Origin of the sequence: Exiguobacterium sp. s70 (genome assembly GCF_018618315.1) — a bacterium.
GTDB classification, from domain to species: domain Bacteria; phylum Bacillota; class Bacilli; order Exiguobacteriales; family Exiguobacteriaceae; genus Exiguobacterium; species Exiguobacterium chiriqhucha.
Genome location: NZ_JACSLV010000001.1, coordinates 750,443 through 767,331, shown reverse-complemented (window position 1 = coordinate 767,331; position 16,889 = coordinate 750,443). Strand labels below are relative to the sequence as shown.

Annotated in this window: 16 protein-coding genes and 1 pseudogene; 5 read left to right on the top strand and 12 right to left on the bottom strand. The window is 50.4% G+C overall.

Annotation, left to right across the window (positions count from 1 at the left end; translation table 11 throughout):
* The first annotated feature begins 117 nt into the window (after positions 1–117).
* Positions 118–516 carry a cytidine deaminase gene (locus KNP84_RS03810; RefSeq protein ID WP_021066236.1) on the top strand — a complete coding sequence of 133 codons (399 nt, stop codon included), beginning with the start codon at positions 118–120 and terminating at the stop codon, positions 514–516.
* 51 nt (positions 517–567) lie between these two features.
* Here KNP84_RS03810 and KNP84_RS03805 read toward each other — a convergent pair whose 3' ends face one another.
* From KNP84_RS03805 to KNP84_RS03780, 7 genes and pseudogenes are all read right to left on the bottom strand, one after another.
* Entirely contained in the window at positions 568–1,506 is a 939-nt protein-coding gene (locus KNP84_RS03805; RefSeq protein WP_215114312.1) for a M23 family metallopeptidase, read from the bottom strand.
* Positions 1,507–1,605: 99 nt separating this feature from the next.
* On the bottom strand, positions 1,606–2,322 hold the full coding sequence (locus KNP84_RS03800) for a polysaccharide deacetylase family protein (protein WP_214751221.1): 717 nt from the start codon (positions 2,320–2,322) through the stop codon (positions 1,606–1,608).
* 134 nt (positions 2,323–2,456) lie between these two features.
* Positions 2,457–2,930 (bottom strand): GNAT family N-acetyltransferase, encoded by a 474-nt coding sequence (locus KNP84_RS03795; RefSeq protein ID WP_215114311.1) that lies wholly within the window; start codon positions 2,928–2,930, stop codon positions 2,457–2,459.
* A 172-nt stretch (positions 2,931–3,102) separates the two neighbouring features.
* The gene (locus KNP84_RS15350) at positions 3,103–3,717 is read right to left on the bottom strand and encodes a TOPRIM nucleotidyl transferase/hydrolase domain-containing protein (RefSeq protein ID WP_353049100.1); all 615 of its coding nucleotides are present in this window, start codon (positions 3,715–3,717) and stop codon (positions 3,103–3,105) included.
* 120 nt (positions 3,718–3,837) lie between these two features.
* Positions 3,838–4,800 (bottom strand): annotated as a pseudogene (locus KNP84_RS15345) (ATP-dependent nuclease); the annotation flags it as partial.
* Positions 4,801–4,898: 98 nt separating this feature from the next.
* On the bottom strand, positions 4,899–5,171 hold the full coding sequence (locus KNP84_RS03785; RefSeq protein WP_215114310.1) for a hypothetical protein: 273 nt from the start codon (positions 5,169–5,171) through the stop codon (positions 4,899–4,901).
* An 84-nt stretch (positions 5,172–5,255) separates the two neighbouring features.
* Positions 5,256–6,146, bottom strand: coding sequence for a helix-turn-helix transcriptional regulator (locus KNP84_RS03780; protein ID WP_215114309.1), 891 nt, complete (start codon positions 6,144–6,146; stop codon positions 5,256–5,258).
* Between the two features lie 75 nt (positions 6,147–6,221).
* Between KNP84_RS03780 and KNP84_RS03775 the strand changes: the two genes are divergently transcribed.
* On the top strand, positions 6,222–6,740 hold the full coding sequence (locus tag KNP84_RS03775; protein WP_215114308.1) for a dihydrofolate reductase family protein: 519 nt from the start codon (positions 6,222–6,224) through the stop codon (positions 6,738–6,740).
* Between the two features lie 131 nt (positions 6,741–6,871).
* Positions 6,872–7,807 carry an HNH endonuclease gene (locus KNP84_RS03770; protein WP_215114307.1) on the top strand — a complete coding sequence of 312 codons (936 nt, stop codon included), beginning with the start codon at positions 6,872–6,874 and terminating at the stop codon, positions 7,805–7,807.
* A 116-nt stretch (positions 7,808–7,923) separates the two neighbouring features.
* Here the strand turns inward: KNP84_RS03770 and gntK are convergent, their stop codons facing one another.
* From gntK to KNP84_RS03750, 4 genes are all read right to left on the bottom strand, one after another.
* Positions 7,924–9,429 carry a gluconokinase gene (gene gntK / locus KNP84_RS03765; RefSeq protein ID WP_215114306.1) on the bottom strand — a complete coding sequence of 502 codons (1,506 nt, stop codon included), beginning with the start codon at positions 9,427–9,429 and terminating at the stop codon, positions 7,924–7,926.
* An 11-nt stretch (positions 9,430–9,440) separates the two neighbouring features.
* Positions 9,441–10,784, bottom strand: a complete 1,344-nt coding sequence (locus KNP84_RS03760) for a GntT/GntP/DsdX family permease (protein WP_215114305.1) — start codon at positions 10,782–10,784, stop codon at positions 9,441–9,443.
* 82 nt (positions 10,785–10,866) lie between these two features.
* Positions 10,867–11,751: a phosphogluconate dehydrogenase (NAD(+)-dependent, decarboxylating) gene (gene gnd / locus KNP84_RS03755; protein ID WP_214720305.1), complete on the bottom strand. Its 885-nt coding sequence runs from the start codon at positions 11,749–11,751 to the stop codon at positions 10,867–10,869.
* 138 nt (positions 11,752–11,889) lie between these two features.
* The gene (locus tag KNP84_RS03750) at positions 11,890–14,328 is read right to left on the bottom strand and encodes a bifunctional diguanylate cyclase/phosphodiesterase (protein WP_215114304.1); all 2,439 of its coding nucleotides are present in this window, start codon (positions 14,326–14,328) and stop codon (positions 11,890–11,892) included.
* A 196-nt stretch (positions 14,329–14,524) separates the two neighbouring features.
* Here KNP84_RS03750 and KNP84_RS03745 point away from each other — a divergent pair, with 196 nt between their 5' ends.
* Positions 14,525–15,373 carry a MurR/RpiR family transcriptional regulator gene (locus tag KNP84_RS03745; RefSeq protein ID WP_214833758.1) on the top strand — a complete coding sequence of 283 codons (849 nt, stop codon included), beginning with the start codon at positions 14,525–14,527 and terminating at the stop codon, positions 15,371–15,373.
* Positions 15,374–15,402: 29 nt separating this feature from the next.
* Here KNP84_RS03745 and KNP84_RS03740 read toward each other — a convergent pair whose 3' ends face one another.
* Complete coding sequence (locus KNP84_RS03740; RefSeq protein ID WP_215114303.1) at positions 15,403–16,281, bottom strand: manganese catalase; 879 nt, start codon at positions 16,279–16,281, stop codon at positions 15,403–15,405.
* 202 nt (positions 16,282–16,483) lie between these two features.
* Here KNP84_RS03740 and KNP84_RS03735 point away from each other — a divergent pair, with 202 nt between their 5' ends.
* A complete protein-coding gene (locus KNP84_RS03735; protein WP_215114302.1) occupies positions 16,484–16,879 on the top strand; it encodes a hypothetical protein in 396 nt (131 codons plus the stop codon).
* Positions 16,880–16,889: the final 10 nt, after the last annotated feature.

Below are 16,889 nucleotides of genomic sequence, written 5' to 3'. Positions count from 1 at the left end.
GCTTTCAAAAATTCATTGACTTCTCTATCGCATGAGGTGTATGCTAAAAATCCTGCCCAAAAAGAGAGGCCGGGAACTGGCATCAGTTCATTTCGAGTCAGAGAGGACCATGATCCCATGAACCAACAACAATTAGTCGAGCGTGCCCGCCAAGTGAAAGAGAACGCCTACTCGCCGTATTCAAACTTCCGCGTCGGAGCAGCGCTTCTCATGAAGGACGGTACGGTCATCGACGGCGTCAACGTCGAGAACGTCTCGTTCGGTGCGACGAACTGTGCCGAGCGTACGGCCATCTTCACAGCGGTCGCGCAAGGTTATAAAAAAGGCGATTTCGAAGCCGTCGCGGTGTCAGGCGACACGGTCGACTTCTTGCCGCCATGCAGCATCTGCCGCCAAGTGCTCGTCGAGTTCGGCGACCCGGACTTCAAAGTGTTGCTCACGAACGGCAATGCCGACGTAAAAGAAGTGACGCTGGAAGAGCTCGTCCCGCTCGCGTTCACAGAACTCGAGATGTAACAGCAATGTCCCCACATCCATCGATGCGGGGACATTTTTTGTGGCTAACGATTACCGCCAAAAATTAAACAAGAGTCTGGGAACGGCGAGCGCGAGTTCGAATAAAAAGTCAGCAGCTAAGTCCGTGCGATTCGGTAAGTTGGATGGTTTCGGTCTGACGATTTGACCACGAACAGGTTTCTTTCTTCCTTTTAGCCGAATTCGAAGTGAGGTGGCGGATGCCAGGTCGGGACTGTCCATCACTTGGAAGTGAAGGTGCGGTTCAGACGAATCACCCGAGTTGCCACAACGACCAATCAATTGGCGTGTCTTGACATGGTCTCCGACGTTGACGGCGATCGAACCGGCTTCGAGGTGGGCGAGGAGACTGTACTCGCCGTTAGCATGCTCCAAGATGACGTGATTGCCAAAGGGGTGACTCGAATTTGGAACATCCGGTACATCATCGACAACCACCACAACGGTCCCGTCCAACGGGGTGATGACGCGTTCACCAAACGCATAAAACGAGTGGTTCCCGGACTTTGTCTTGTTGTATGACCAGCTGTTGTTCACTTTAATGAAGTCGTAGGCGTATCGTTGCGCGCGTTCCGGATAGTGCCGATTCTCACCAGGATGTGTACCGCCTGATACGACGAGCCAGTCATCCGTGAACGGGAGGTGGTATGTATGTTTCGTGAAGCGACGGTCGCCCCTCGAATCGGGTTGATGTGGCGTCATGAGTAGTTCCTCGATGAGGTCGTCCTGATTGAACGTGACACTGAGCACGCGTTCCTTTCGGTCATCCATCCAGACGAGATGACGGCTTCCGTTCAATTTCATGTCATTCACCACCCGATAGCGGCGAACACCTTCATTGAATGAGGTGGCGAGCCGGTAGAACGTGTCGAGCGAGGTCTGTTGTTTGAATGAGTCGGTCGTCTGGCTATAGATTGAATCGAATTGACCATCGAGAAATGATTTAGGAAACGTTCGGACGTCGAGTTGCATGTGGGTTCCACCTTTGCTGGTTGTTCCTATTGTATACGGCGTAAAGAACATAAAGTTTCGAGCAAACAACAAGCTGAGCCCACGTGGACTCAGCTTGTTTTATTCATTCGGTTCCCACGGATTGAAAAAGTTGTACGCGGGATGCACCCCTTCTAACGTCCGGAACTCATAGTCGCGTTCTTTCGCGTAGCGGATGATTGTATCGAGCGCTTGCGGTGTCATCGAGTGATCGTGTGCCAAGATAATCGAGGCAATATTCATCTCATAATTCGCCTCGAGTCGGTTGAACACACGCTGCTCGATTGGCGCGTTGTCTTTCTTATAGATATGGTCGAGACTGCCGACGTTCCAGTCCCAAATCTCGAAACCGGCCTCGTCCATCGCTTGCCAGTGCGCCGGCGTCATCCCGGCGTCACTACCGTAAATCGTGCGGGCCATGTTCGTATGGATGCCGGTCACGTCATAGATGAGCGTCTGGACTTCTTGCATTTGGCGAACGGCCGTCATCGGCGATTCATAAAACTCCTCGCGCACGTGTGTCATCCCATGCAAGGCGATGAGATGGCCATCAGCGACGATACGTCGGATGAGGTGCTCATTGCCCTTGATATTCTTCCCAAGGATGAAGAAGGTCGCCTTCACCCGATGTTTTTTCAAGACGTCGAGCAACGCGCCCGTCTTTCGATTCGGTCCGTCATCGAGCGTCAAATAGATGAGGCTGCGGTCGTTATAGGCTTTCGGTTTCGAAATCGCTGCCTGTGACAGGGAGCTGATCAGCAAAAAAATCGACATGAGCAAAATGACACGTTTCATCATCCAAACAAAACTCCCTCAAGGCAAAAACAGGTGACGTGGTATGGTTTGGAAAATAGAGTACCATACATCTGATTCAAATTTGAAGCTAAAAATGCATCTGAAATTGAAAATCAGGGACGGGGATGTGAGTCGGTTCATTTCGTTACATCAAGCGCATAAATCTGTTCGTCGTCTTCCATTGTGATATAGGTAAAATTCAATTTTTTCAAGAGGGCGATGGACGCCTCGTTCGTCGGAATGGCACCTGCTTTGATTGTCTCAGCCCCTTGGGCGGACAAATGAAGAATCAATCCGGACACGACTTCGAACGCATAGCCTTGGCGTGCGTGTCGGGGCGAAATCGTATAGCCAACCCAATACGTCGTCCCGTCTTGTTGCACATACAAATCGCCAATCAATTCATTCGTCTCTTGATGGATGATGGCGAGTTGCATGCCTTGAGTGATAGCTTGGTCGCTGAGTAAAGAACGTTCATATTCTTGAAGCGTTAATCCTTTGAACGAGTGATGTTGCATCCAGTCCAAGTCGTTTCGATAGTCCATGAACGGTTCGATGTCCTGTTGTTCGAACGGTCGGATGAGGCAGCGGGTCGTCGTGAATGTCATCATGAATCCCTCCTATATCTTCTTAGTGTACCGTGGATGATCAGCCGGGAATAGTCATAGAAAAACCCTTCAATCGACGGATTGAGGGGCTTGTTATTAGTTCGTGAACGATGTTACCTTGCTCGGTGAAGGTGACGTTGTTTTTTTCGAATTCGCATAATATTTGAAATGAAATTTAATTCGTTTGTTGAGAAGTTTCTTCTTGTTCTTTACGTTCAATAATCTCTCTAAATAAGTCATCATAATCAGATTCACTAGTAATGAGTTGAAAATTACCACTTGGCTCTTCAGTTTCTCTTTTTACTATACAATTAAATATATTTTCAATCTCATTTCTAGCTGAACTAAAATCATCACTACCTGAGTCCGGTCCATCAGTTCCATGAATAATTTGATAAATATTTTTTGTTTTTTGATTACTGCTTACATCCTCTAATCCAATAGCATTTTCAAAATTGGAAATTGAAGCAAATATACGAATTTCGTCGTGTGTTTTTTGATTATAAATATTTTTACAGTTCGTTAATTGTGCTTTTAAAGTTTGTAATTTGTATCCTTCATTATTGTCTACATCATGTATTACGTCATAGCTAGTATTAAATTGATTTAGAATTTTCATTAAAGTTACAATTGTAGATTTTCCCCGTGCTCTTACAATGTGTATATTCTCTTGGGCCTCCTTGGCATAATGCTTGAAAGCAATGTATTCAGTGTCTCCTTCAACAATCAATATTTTGTCTGCAAAGAAAAACTCATTAACATAAGAATCCACATAATTCAAAATTTTCATATTGGCAACATCTTCTTCTTCAAATTGTTGTGCTTGAGTCTTATAAAGTTGGATTGCTTCTTTATTCCCTATACGGAAAACTTGAATAGAGGTATGACTTTCAGATAAATCTATGAGAATTGGAGAATGGGTTGATATCATTAGTGGCATTCTTGATCCTATTTTATATAAAGATCGACTTAGAGCTCTTATGGCTTCTGGATGTAAAAAAGCTTCAGGTTCATCAATCAGTTATAGTTTGTTATCTTGATCTCCCATTAACCGATTTTGAATCATATTCTGAATTAGATATATTAAGCTCATTCGTTGGAGGCCGGTTCCTTGATTAGCTAACGGCATTTCATTTTGGTGATGGTTATTAATATGAACGGTAGAGGCAGTTGTTTTGAGTAAGTCACTTGAAGAAAAACCGCTCGTCTCTCCTCCGATAACATTTAATGATAGATGCTCATTTGAGAAAAGTGTTTTTAAGTCATTTGTAACGTCCGAACTTACATTTTTTAGTATTGAATCAGTATTTTCTTTTAACTTTTGAATGAATATAGGATATGCACTTTTAATATTTTCGTATTCTTCAGCCAATTGAATCAATTCTTGAGAATCATCATCCTCAACATTTTCTAATTTATTCAAATCATTTTTAATAATTTCTGAATAAATATTTTGAATTAAATCATGAATGTCATCTGGTAGCATCGAAGGAGTTATGTAAAAAGGTTTATTGTTTTGAAGACTATCAAGTTTTTCCTTCAAACCGTGATCGGCTCTGATTTCAGCTTTTGCTTCATCATAGTATTTAGGTTTCTTTTCTCTTTCATATTCTTTTATTATTTTTATTTCATTATCTTCTTCAATAAAAACAGCTTCCATAGTAATATTTTCACTCTCTGTTGAAAAACAATTACTTGGTATGCTTTTAGAGGCAGTCTCATTTCTAAAGAAACAATCTATGGCCTCTAGTATTGTCGACTTACCTGTGTTATTTCTGCCAGTTAAAATGGCTATTGAATTAACTGATAAATCGATAGAGAAAGTTTCTTTGAATACTTTATAGTTAGTCACACTAAATTTGACTAATTGCATAGTAGCCTCCTGTAATTTAATTTAGTTTGGAAGATTAACATACTAAATCGATGTAATTTGAATTCAAATTTATCTAATAAATAATCAATGGTATATTGTCAGTTCGTAAACGACGTGAACCTATAGTGTTGAACGACTTTGATGAGCGTCGATCCAATGAGGCCGATGGCGAGCGGTAACGTGATGACGCCGATGCCTTGCTCAGTGACAATCATATTGCCTTCTTCATAATAGCCTTTTAGGTAGAACAGTCCAGAACCGATTGCCTCGTTTAACTCGAGCGTCGAGACGTTGAGGTACACCATGATGGCACAAAGTGAGATGACGCTGATGGAAAGGAATAATGTGGAGAACGATAGCTTCTTAGTCATGATAGCGCTCCTTTATGTGTAACAATACGAGTTAACATTACCATATTAAACCAATTATGACATGAGACCAAAGCATCGATTTGATTAACGATACAGGTCCCAAAGCCGCTCCGCCTGGTCCCGCATCATCTCCCGCAGTTCAGTCGGCTCCAACACCTCGACCTCCGCCCCGGCTGCTAGCAATTGTCGTGACAAGAATGCGAGCTCGGCTTCCGGCACATCCCACTCATTCTTTTCGCTGATATCGGGTAATACGTCTTCAAGCAGACGGCGGCCGAGCGGGGTAAGCTTGAGCCGGACGGTCACGCCGGTTCGTTCGTCACTCGTCTCGAGGAGTGTCGCCAAATCGTCCGCCTCGAACGTGTCATCGAGGAGACGCATCGCTTCAATCCGGTCGATTCGGTATTGGCGCAACCCGTACTCCGAGAGACCGAATACGTACCATTTCAAATCGAGGAGTGCCATCCCGACCGGTGAGACGGTGAACGTGCGTGATCCTTTCGTCGTCGCGTACGTCACTTCGATGTTGCGCCGTTGCTCGACTGCTTGAAACACGTCCTTCGTGAATGGGGCCGATGGGACGGTCTTGTTTCCGAGCCAGAGGATGTTCTTTTCGAGCCGGGCGATTTTCGTTTCGAGGTCGTGCGGTAATTCGTTCACGTACCAGTCGGACAGTGTGTCGCGTAGTTCACCGAACGGCACGTCCGGAATCTGTTCCATCCATTTGAGGGTGAGGTAGAGCGCGACCGCTTCCTGTTCCCGGAGCTGGAGCGGCGGGAGCAATCGGTTCGGCAACATCTCATAGCCACCGCCTGTGCCGGGGACGCTCCAAATCGGATAGCCGAGTTCTTCGAGCGTCAGCATGTCGCGTTGAATCGTCCGGATTGAGGCGCCCGTCTCACGGGCAAGCTCGTCCGCCGTGAACCGTCGACCCCGATTCAATAGTCGAATTAACTGCAGATGTCTTTTTTTCATGTTTCTCATTCCCGTCAAGTTTTGTCGTGTTTATCAGATAAGCTGAATGTATCACGAATCAAGGAGGAATTCATCATGGCAAACGTCGTCTTATATATCGCGACGAGTTTAGATGGAAAGATTGCCCGCACGAACGATCAACTCGACTGGTTGTTCGCGGTCGAAGGGGAAGGAGACAACGGCTACGCCGACTTCTTCAAAACGGTCGGCGCGGTCATCATGGGACGGAAGACGTATGAGGAAGTGCTTGTGCTTGAGCCTGACGGTTATCCGTACGACAAGATTCCGAACTATATTCTGACGCGGAGTCCGGACCGGAAAGCCGAGCACGTCACGTTCACGGATGAGCCGATTGAACAGCTCGTCGAACGCTTGAAGCAAGACATCGACGGAGACATTTGGATTGTCGGGGGTGGCGAGGTCATCAAGGCGGCGATGGAGCACGACTTGATCGACCACTATGAGATCGCCATCGCGCCGGTCGTATTAGGGGAAGGCATCCCGCTGTTCCCGGAAGGCACGAAAGAGACGAAGTTAAAACTGACGGGTCAACGGGCGTCTGGACAATTCGTCATGGTGACGTACGAACGATAAACGAAAGGCCGAGCCAAATGGACTCGGCTTTTTTTATTCAGTAAAATTACTAGACAAAGTGGTATGCAGGAAGTGACTAGATTTAGTAGAAATATAATTAAATAATTTGAATTTCGGAAAGAAGGTATGATATGGAAGAAAAAATAAAAAAGGCTTTAAGAATCAAAGAGGAAGCTATGATGGTAAGACAACTCTCATCTCATTTAATCAATGTTGAGTTACCTAATAATGAATTATTAATTGGAGATTTTACTTTAAAAGCAGAAAAAGGATTATCTCGTCCGTTAAAAAGCAGTAATGATATTAGTCAGCTTTTGGGTGAGCAACAATCTTACAGATTTTTATTAAAGCAAGGTGAGCTTGAAATATCGATTCAAATTTATCAAAATGATAGAAATCATTATAGAATTAACTGTTTCAGTCGGTTTAACGGCATCCTAGGTCAACTTTTTTCGGTCAATATCTCGACCCAATATCAAGAAGGAGCTATTTTTTTAACTCCTAAAATCGTCTTTTCTGAAAGGGTCGATGGTGATAGTAAACTTGCAGTAAATCATAAGAAAATGAAGAAGATTGTATTCGTAGACATTTTAAGAAAAATGGGTTTTGAAATTTCTCCTACAGATGAGGTATATCTGGGTGTGTTTGATGTTAAGTCAGATAGTTTTTTAAATACTACATGTGAAAAACTAATTAATGATTTACTCGTTATTTCATTATTGAAAGGTCACTTTATGAGTAATAAAGGATATCAACTTGAAATTCTACCTTCTTTTAAATTAAACAATGAAATTAAAGTAGAAGAAAGTCAGGTCAGTAGTTTATTTCCTGAAAAAATTACTAGTAAAGAAAAGAGTAGAACTATACCGGATTTAGTTAGATTTAAAGTATTAGAAAGAGACCGCGTATGTAAACTATGTGGATATGGCCCTCCAGACGGAGTAAAACTCCATGTAGATCATATTATTCCCTTTTCATTAGGAGGAACATCAAATATTAATAACTTGCAAGCATTATGTTATAGATGCAATTTAGGAAAAGGAAATAGATCTTCACAAAAGTACTAATTCAGAAAATTAGTACTTAGATTGTCTATATTAGATTATTTTAAGATTAACTTTGTAATCAGGAAAAAAATTGCATGTATAATTCAAAACCGAGCCCGTATGGACTCGGTTTTGAATTATATATGTTTCCGCTGAAACGCGGCAATCGCTTCATACTCTTCCGCGAGATGACGAGAGAGCCGGATGTAAATCGGCAGCAACTCCCGGTAAATCGTGGTCGCTTCATGATTGGGTGCATGTTCGTGCGTCACTTGCGGTACGGCCGTGAAGTCGTCGATGTCGCCGAACGCGTACTCGCCGAGCATGACGGCACCGAGACACGAGCTCTCATGGCTCTCCGGAACGACGACCGGTGTATCGAAAATGTCGGCCATCATCTGGCGCCATAGACTCGATTGGGCGAAACCACCCGTCGCGTGAATCCGGTTCGGTGCGCCCGTCAACTCGTCGAGCGCCAACATGACCGTATACAAGTTGAAGATGACGCCTTCGAGTACTGCGCGGATGAAGTGCTCGCGCTTATGGTGGATACTCAACCCGAAGAACGAACCGCGTGCGTTCGAGTCCCAGAGCGGGGCCCGTTCCCCCATCAAGTACGGATGGAACAATAGACCGTCCGAGCCAGGCTTGACCGTCTCGGCGATACGCGTCAACACATCATACGCGTCCATCCCGAGCCGTTTCGCCGTCTCGACCTCGCTCGCCGCGAACTCGTCGCGGAGCCAGCGCAAGATGATGCCGCCGTTATTGACCGGCCCACCGATGACCCAATGCTTGTCGGTCAAGGCGTAACAGAAGATGCGGCCTTTCGGGTCCTCGACCGGTTCGCGGACGACCGTGCGGATAGCACCGCTCGTCCCGATTGTGACGGCGACGACGCCTTGTTCGAACGCTCCAACCCCGAGGTTGGATAACACACCGTCACTCGCCCCAATGACGAGCGGGAAGTCCCAGCCGAGCGTCTCAACAACATCCGATTTAAGCGTTAAAATCTCTGTCGTCGGTACGAGCTCAGACAGTTGCTCGGGCGTTACTCCGGCGACGTCGAGCGCCTCCGGATCCCAGTCGCATTCTTTCAAATTGAACAGCCCCGTCGCCGAGGCGATCGAGTGGTCGATGACGAAGCGACCGGTCAGTCGATAGAAGACGTACTCCTTGATGGAAACGAATTTCACGGCCCGAGCGAACACGTCCGGATGCTCATGTTTTAGCCAACGCAGCTTCGACAGCGGCGCCATCGGATGCACCGGCGTGCCGGTGCGCATATGGAGCGCACTCGCATCAAAGTCGCGTTTAACTTCTTGCGTATAAGGGTTGGCCCGGCTGTCGGCCCACGTGATGCTGTGGGTGAGCGGGCGGCCCGACGCATCGAGCGCAATCAGGCTGTGCATCGCTGAGCTGAATGAGGCGAAGCGAATCGGACCGTCGGCTTTGGCACGGACGGCGGAAATCGCCTCGAGCACGGCCCCGTAGATGACGACCGGGTCTTGCTCGGCCGTCTCCGTGTCCGGGGTGAGGAGCGGGTACAACACGTTATGTACCGCGAGTTGTTGTTGGTTATGGAACAGGACGGCTTTCGTGCTCGTCGTCCCGATATCGACGCCAATCGTGTACACATACATCACTTCCTAACTTAAATGATAAACAAGCTGATCAAGAAGACGACCGCGAAGCCGGTCAATCCGATAATCGTTTCCATGACGGTCCACGACTTGAGCGTGTCTTTCACGTCCAAACCGAAGTAGCGGTTGACGAGCCAGAAACCTGAGTCGTTGACGTGCGAGAGTACCGTCGCACCAGAGGCAATCGAGATGACGATGAGGCCGAGCGCGGCACCGGTGATATTTTGAAGTTCGAGAAGCGGCGTGATGAGTCCTGCCGCGGTGACCATCGAGACGGTCGCCGAACCTTGGGCGACACGGACGACGGCCGCAATCAAGAAGGCGAGCACAATCGCCGGGAGTGCTGACCCGGCCATCATTTCTCCGAGCACGTCACCGACACCCGAGTCAATCAACACTTGTTTGAACACGCCACCGGCACCCGTGACAAGGATGATAATCCCGGCCGGTTCGAGTGCTTTCGTCGCAATCTCTTGCACTTCGTCACGCGTATAGCCGCGGCGTGTGCCAAGGAAGATGAACGTGAGGAGTGTCGCGAGCGTCAAGGCGACGAACGGGTGACCCATGAACGTGAAGAACGCGCGGATGCCGTTGCCTTCTTCAAGCAAGACGGCGGACAACGTGTTGGCGAGAATCAACACGAGCGGAATCGAGATGAGCGAGACAATCATCTTGAAGCTCGGCAATTCTTTCGACGTATCAATCTCTTCGAACTCCATATAGTCCGGGATAGTGACGTGAATTTTCTTTGCGATATACTTCGCGAAGATCGGACCGGCGAGAATCGTTGCCGGAATCCCTGCGATGACCCCGAACAAGATGACCCATCCGAGCTCGGCCCCAATCAAGTTGGCAACGGCAATCGGACCCGGCGTCGGCGGGATGAAGCTGTGCGTGACGGCGAGACCCGCGAGGAGCGGAATCCCGTAGTACAAGAGTGAGCGGCCCGTCTTTTTGGCGAGGCCATAAACGATTGGAACGAGAATGATGAAGCCGACATCGAAGAAGACCGGGACGGCGACGATAAAGCCTGTGAGGGCGAGCGCCCATTGCGCCTTGTCCTCTCCAAACTTATTGACGAGCGTCTGGGCGAGGCGTTCCGCTCCACCCGAGACTTCTAACATCTTCCCGAACATAGCCCCGAGACCGACGACGACGGCGACGAAGCCGAGCGTTCCGCCCATCCCGTTCTGGATCGAGGCGATGACGTCCCCGAGCGGCATACCGGCCGCGACCCCGACGAGCAAACTGACGAGGAGAAGTGAGACGAAGGCGTGTAGCTTCGTCCGCATGACTAAAAATAAGAGCAAGAAAATCCCTGCGACTGCGATTAAAATGAGTGTCGAACCCGACATATGTATTTCCCCCTTTACCGTATGTGTAACCGTTTACAAATATTTACAAAGGAAAAGGCCACCCCTGACCTTTTCCTTGCGGTTATTTCTTGACGACCGCGTGGCCCCCGAACTCGTTGCGGAGCGCGGCGACGACTTTCCCTGAGAACGTATCGTCTTCGAGCGAGCGATAGCGCATCATGAGTGACATGGCGATGACCGGGGCCGCTGCCTGTAGCTCGAGCGCCGTCTCGACCGTCCATTTTCCTTCCCCTGAGGAATGCATGACGCCACGGATGTCGTCGAGCTTCGCGTCTTTCGAGAACGCGTTCTCGGTCAACTCCATCAACCATGAGCGGACGACCGAGCCGTGGTTCCAGACGCGGGCGACCTGTTCGTAATCGTAATCGAACGGGCTCTTTTCCAAAATGTCGAACCCTTCAGCAATCGCCTGCATCATGCCGTATTCGATGCCGTTGTGGATCATCTTCAAGAAGTGGCCGCTGCCGGCAGGTCCCGTATACAAGTAGCCGTTCTCGACCGAGAGGTCTTTGAAAATCGGCTCGATCGTCGGCCACGCATCGGCGTCACCACCGACCATCGTGCAGGCGCCGTTGCGGGCACCTTCCGTGCCGCCGCTCGTCCCGCAGTCGAAGAAGGCGATGCCTTTGGCGCTGAACTGTTCGGCGCGAGCGACCGACAGCTTGTAGTTCGAGTTGCCGCCGTCGATGACGATGTCACCTGGCTCCAGCTTCTCGAGCAGTTCCGCCAGTACGGCCTCAGTGATGTCACCGGCCGGCACCATCGCCCAGACGACGCGTGGTGTCTCGAGCGAGTTGACGACGTCCTCAAGCGTCGGCACGATCTCAAACTTCGATGTCGCCTCGACGTTCCCGGCGTCCGTCCCGACGACCGTATGACCGTGGTCGCTCAAGTTGAGCGCCAAGTTGTATCCCATCTTGCCTAATCCAATCAAACCGATTTGCATATCGTCACCTCTAAATCGAATTTTTTTCCATCTCTCCACTATAATATCAAATTAAATTCGATTTACAAGTCGAATGATGGAATTTTTTTCGAAGAACACAAAAAAGCGTCCCGACCTAACGTGTAGGCGGGACGAGAATCAGACACTTTTCTTATACGGATACAGGAATGAGTCGAGCTCTTCGGCCGGCATCGGCTTGTTGTAATAGTAGCCTTGCGCCTGGTTGCAATCCTCGGCCTTGAGGAAGGCGACTTGTGCTTTCGTCTCGACACCTTCGGCGATGACGTTCAACCCGAGCTCGTGCGCCATCCGAATGATTGTCTTGACGAGGGCGGCGTCCTTCGTGTCGGTCTCGATATTTTTTGTGAAGTGTTGGTCGATTTTCAACGTATCGATCGGGAACAGCTTCAAATAACTGAGCGACGAGTAGCCGGTGCCGAAATCGTCGATCGACAAGTGGACGCCGAGGGCGACGAGTTCCTCCATCGTCTCGATCGCACTTTGCGCGCTCTGGATGACGGTCTCGGTCAACTCGAGCTCGAGATATTCCGGTGCGAGCCCGGACGCCTCGAGCGCCTGGCTAACGATGTCCGGCAAATCTTTTTGCGCGAACTGGAGTGCCGAGATGTTGACGGCGACGCGGAACGGTTCGACGCCGGCATCCTGCCACGCCTTGTTCTGCCGGCACGCCTCATTCAAGACGTACTCGCCGAGACGGTGGATACTGCCGGTCTCCTCGGCGATTGGGATGAACTCGGCCGGCGAGATCATACCGAGCTCGGGGTGCGTCCAACGCACGAGCGCTTCGACACCGATGAGCACCTCGGTCTCGAGATGCACTTGCGGCTGATAATGAATCGTGAACTCGCCGCGGCCGATGCCTTTCCGGAGCGCCATCGCGAGCTGTGATTTGCGGGCGACGGACTCGTTCATCTCGGTCGTGAAGAATTGGAAGCCGTTCTTGCCGTCCTCTTTCGCCCGATACATGGCGATGTCGGCGTTCTTCAACAAGTCATCGGCCGTCCGCCCGTCGGACGGATAGAGGGAAATCCCGATTGAGAGGCTCGTGAACACGTCCTCGCCTTCGAGCAGGAACGGTTGATTCAATGCGTTCGTGATCTCTTGGGCACGGTGAGCGGCCAAATTGCTGCCGGTGTTCGGCGACAGGATGACGAATTCGTCCCCGCCGAGACGGGCGAGCGTGTCGCTTTTTTTGATTGTCGTCAACAGCCGGTCCGTCACTTGGCGCAAGAAGACGTCGCCTGACGAATGGCCGAACCGATCGTTGATGACCTTGAAGTTATCGAGGTCGATATAGAAGAGCGAGAACGTCGACTCGTTGCCTTGGGCAAGCAAGGCGTCGAGCCGGTCGTTGAACAGGCGTCGATTCGGCAGGCCGGTCAACGTGTCCAAATAGACGAGGTCGTTGATTTGTTCCTCGATTTGTTTCCGTTCACTGATATCGCGGATGATACTGCTGAAGAAGAGACCCTTCTCCGTCTCCCATGTGCCGAGTGACATCTCGAACGGGAACTCGGTGCCGTCTTTCCGTCGTCCGACGAGCTCGACCGTACGCCCGATGACGTTCGCTTCACGGGTCTGACGATAGCGTTTCATACCTTGTTCGTGTGCGACTTTGAAGCGCTCGGGCATGATGAGCGTGATTGATTCCCCGAGCACCTCGCTTGCGGCATATCCGAACAGTCGCTCGGCCCCGTGGTTCCATTGCACGATACGGCGTTCTGCGTCCGCGACGATGATCGCATCATTAGCCGACTCGATGACGGACTGGAACTTCGTTTCGAGTTCGATGGACTGACGCTCGAGCTGCTTCTCGTTGCGAAGCGAGATCAGCATGAGCACGAACAGCGTCGTGACACTGCCGCCAATCCACAAGGCAAGGAGCGTGCTGTCCATCGAGAAGCCGGTCAAGGGTTGTGGCGTCGCGAGTGGTGTAAATTCGGCCGCGCCCATGCCGATATAGTGCATCCCCGAGACGGCGAGCCCGATCAAGAGCGAGCAGACGAGTCTCCGCCAATGGAATCGTGACACGTCCGGGAGCGAGAACAACAGATACAGCCCGACGAGCGAGGCGACGAACGCGACGACGGCCGATAACAGCCACATGACCGGGTCGTACGTCAATACGGCGTTCATCTGCATCGCTTCCATGCCGACGTAATGCATCGAGACGATCCCGATGCTGATGAAGACGGCGCTGATGACGAGATCGCGCGGTCGTGCCGTCTGTCGGCTGACGATGTAGAAGGCGAACCCGGACGAGACGATGGCTGGAATGATCGAGGCGATGACGATGCCGATATGGTAGGATACGTCGGCCTCTAGATGGAATGCCAACATCCCGATGAAATGCATCGCCCAAATGCCGAGCCCGAGACTAAGGGCACCGGCGCTCACCCAACGGAGGCGCGACACCCGTTCGGCGTATTTGAGCCGACTGCTAATATCGAGAGAGACAAAGGCCGAGAAGACGGCGACGGCGATGGATAAAAGGACGAGGGGAAGACTGTACGTACTATGGAGGTGGTGTTCGATGGGGACCAACCCTTTCTTCATTAAAGTCGGGACAAACGGATGAAAGCTGACAGGTTCTCAAAAATGAGCTTTCCTAGCTTAGCATATTTGTCTTGACGTGAAGGGAATCTTTTCCACAGTGGGTCAATAGTTTGGAACATTGTCCGAAGGAACGGTCAGTCTTTGATTGCGGAATTTTTTTCGAAACGGTATCGTAAAAAGAAAAAGGGTGAGACATATGGAATCGATGAACGGCCTGGCCCGCATCCGTGGTGCCTATACGACGCTCGGCAAGAAAGAGCAACGCATCGCCGATTATATCTTGAAACAGCCTGAACGCATCATCCACCATACGATCAACCAAGTCGCCGACGACCTCGACGTCGCCGAGTCGACCGTATTCCGTTTCTGCCAGCGCGTCGGCTTCAAAGGCTATCAGGCGCTGAAAATCGCGCTCGCCACCGATGTCGTCGCACCGCTCCAAGACATCCATGAGGATATCTCGAACGAGGACACACCGATCGAGATTGCAGAGAAGATTTTCACGTCGAACGTGAAGACATTGGAAGCGACGCGACAAATTTTGGACGGGGCCTCACTCGACGAGGCTGTCGCGTTCCTCTTGTCGGCCCGCCGCATCGAGTTCTTTGGGAGCGGGGGCTCGGCTGTCATCGCGCTCGACGCGTATCACAAGTTCGTCCGGAGCGGATTGTTTGTCACGGCAAATTTGGAATCGCATATGCAGCTCATGTCGGCATCGCAACTGACGACCGACGACGTCGCCGTCCTCATCTCGCACTCGGGCGCCTCGAAAGACACGCTCGATGTCGCGAAAGTGTTGAACGAGCGCGGGGTGCCGACGATTGCCATCACGAACTATGCGAAGTCCCCGCTCTCGAAACTGTGTGACGTCGCCCTCTATACCGTGTCGCAAGAGACGGAGTTCCGTTCTGAGGCGCTCGCCTCGCGAATCGCCGAGCTCAGCCTGATTGACGCTTTGTTCACCGTCGTCATGATGCGGCGCGGGGAAGAGGGCCGAGAATCGCTCCAGAAGATGCGCGAAGCCATCTCGCTTCGACGCATGTGAAAAGGCTGACCCTCGGGCCAGCCTTTTTCTTATTTTCGTTTGATTTGATCGGCGACTTTCTTGACAACTTTCTCGACACCGTCCGGGGCATCTAAGTCATGATAGAGCGATTTGTCCGGAATTTCCATGACCGGCTTCTGGCCTTGCGGGGCCGGGTCGCTCAAATAGACGAAGTCGCCGGCACCGTCCGGCGCGCTGCCCGTTGCCCATTTGCCTTGGCTCGACTCATTGCCTTCCGACAAGTCCCAAAACTCGAGACCGTGTAGCTCAGCCTCTAGCTCATCCTTGGCAGTGAAGGTTGCTGGTACGATGACGCCGTTCTTCTGCTCAAGCTCATCGATGGCTGCCATCCATTGATATTGGTGATAGCGGTCACGGGCGAGCATCTTACGGAATACCTTCCGGACCCCTTCATCTTTCGTCATATGATAGAGACGGGCGACTTGGAGTCGTCCTTGCGTCTCGGCATGCAAGTTCGAGCGCATGTCGGCGAGCAAGTTCCCACTCGCGACGATATACGACCCGTTCCACGGCACCCCGTTCGAGTTCGTCGGCAGTCCGCCGAGCCCGCTGACAATCAAATGCTGGGGGTTCATCCCGCCAAGGATGGCTGCCGTCGCCGGGTCTTTGGCCGCCTCGGCCTGGTCGTCCGGTGACGCCCCGTCGAGCAGTTGCGAGATGAGGGCACAGAGCATCTCGACGTGGCCGATTTCTTCGGTCCCGATGTCCATAAGCATGTCCTTATACTTCTCTTCCCCGCGACAGTTGAAGCCTTGGAACAAGTACTGCATCATGACGGTCATTTCCCCGAATTGACCGCCGAGCACTTCTTGGATTTGACGAGCGAGCTGCGGATCCGGACGGTCGACCTTCACTTCGAACTGTAATTCCTTCTGATGGCGAAACATAGAACTCCTCCTTTGTTTGAACAACTGGTAAATGCACGACAAAGGTATAGTTCCACTATCAATATGTATAAAAACCTGGAATTTGAAAAAAATTTACATATACAAGTAGGGGTATGGGTATCGTCTGAGGGTTACAATTGATTAAATCGTGGAATTAGTAGTAACAGATTGATTTTCGTCTATACAGAGAGGAACGACAGCTATGAACAACCTTGAATTCTTGACGACCGAACACTACGACGTGTTCAAACAGTTGGCCCAGCGCCTCAGTAATCCCGGTGACGTCAAGAAAGAGTATTTCTCCGCCCTATACGTGATTGCCGGGAATGAGCGGGTGCGGAACCTCCTCTTGCCGTACATGGACCTTGAGCAAGGGAAAATCAGCACGGCGACCATCATCGATGACAACACGTTCGAAAAGCAGGATTTCATCCTCGTCAAACTCGTCATCCATTTGTATAACAACAAAGAATGGGTGCTCCCGACCGAGCTGATTACGTTACCTGAACCGGATTACCAGCTCGCGATGCAGGCGATCACGCTCTGTCGCAATCAACAATTCGATGAGGTGGTCATCCCGAGCGACCAAGAGACCTGAAGCAGGTCTC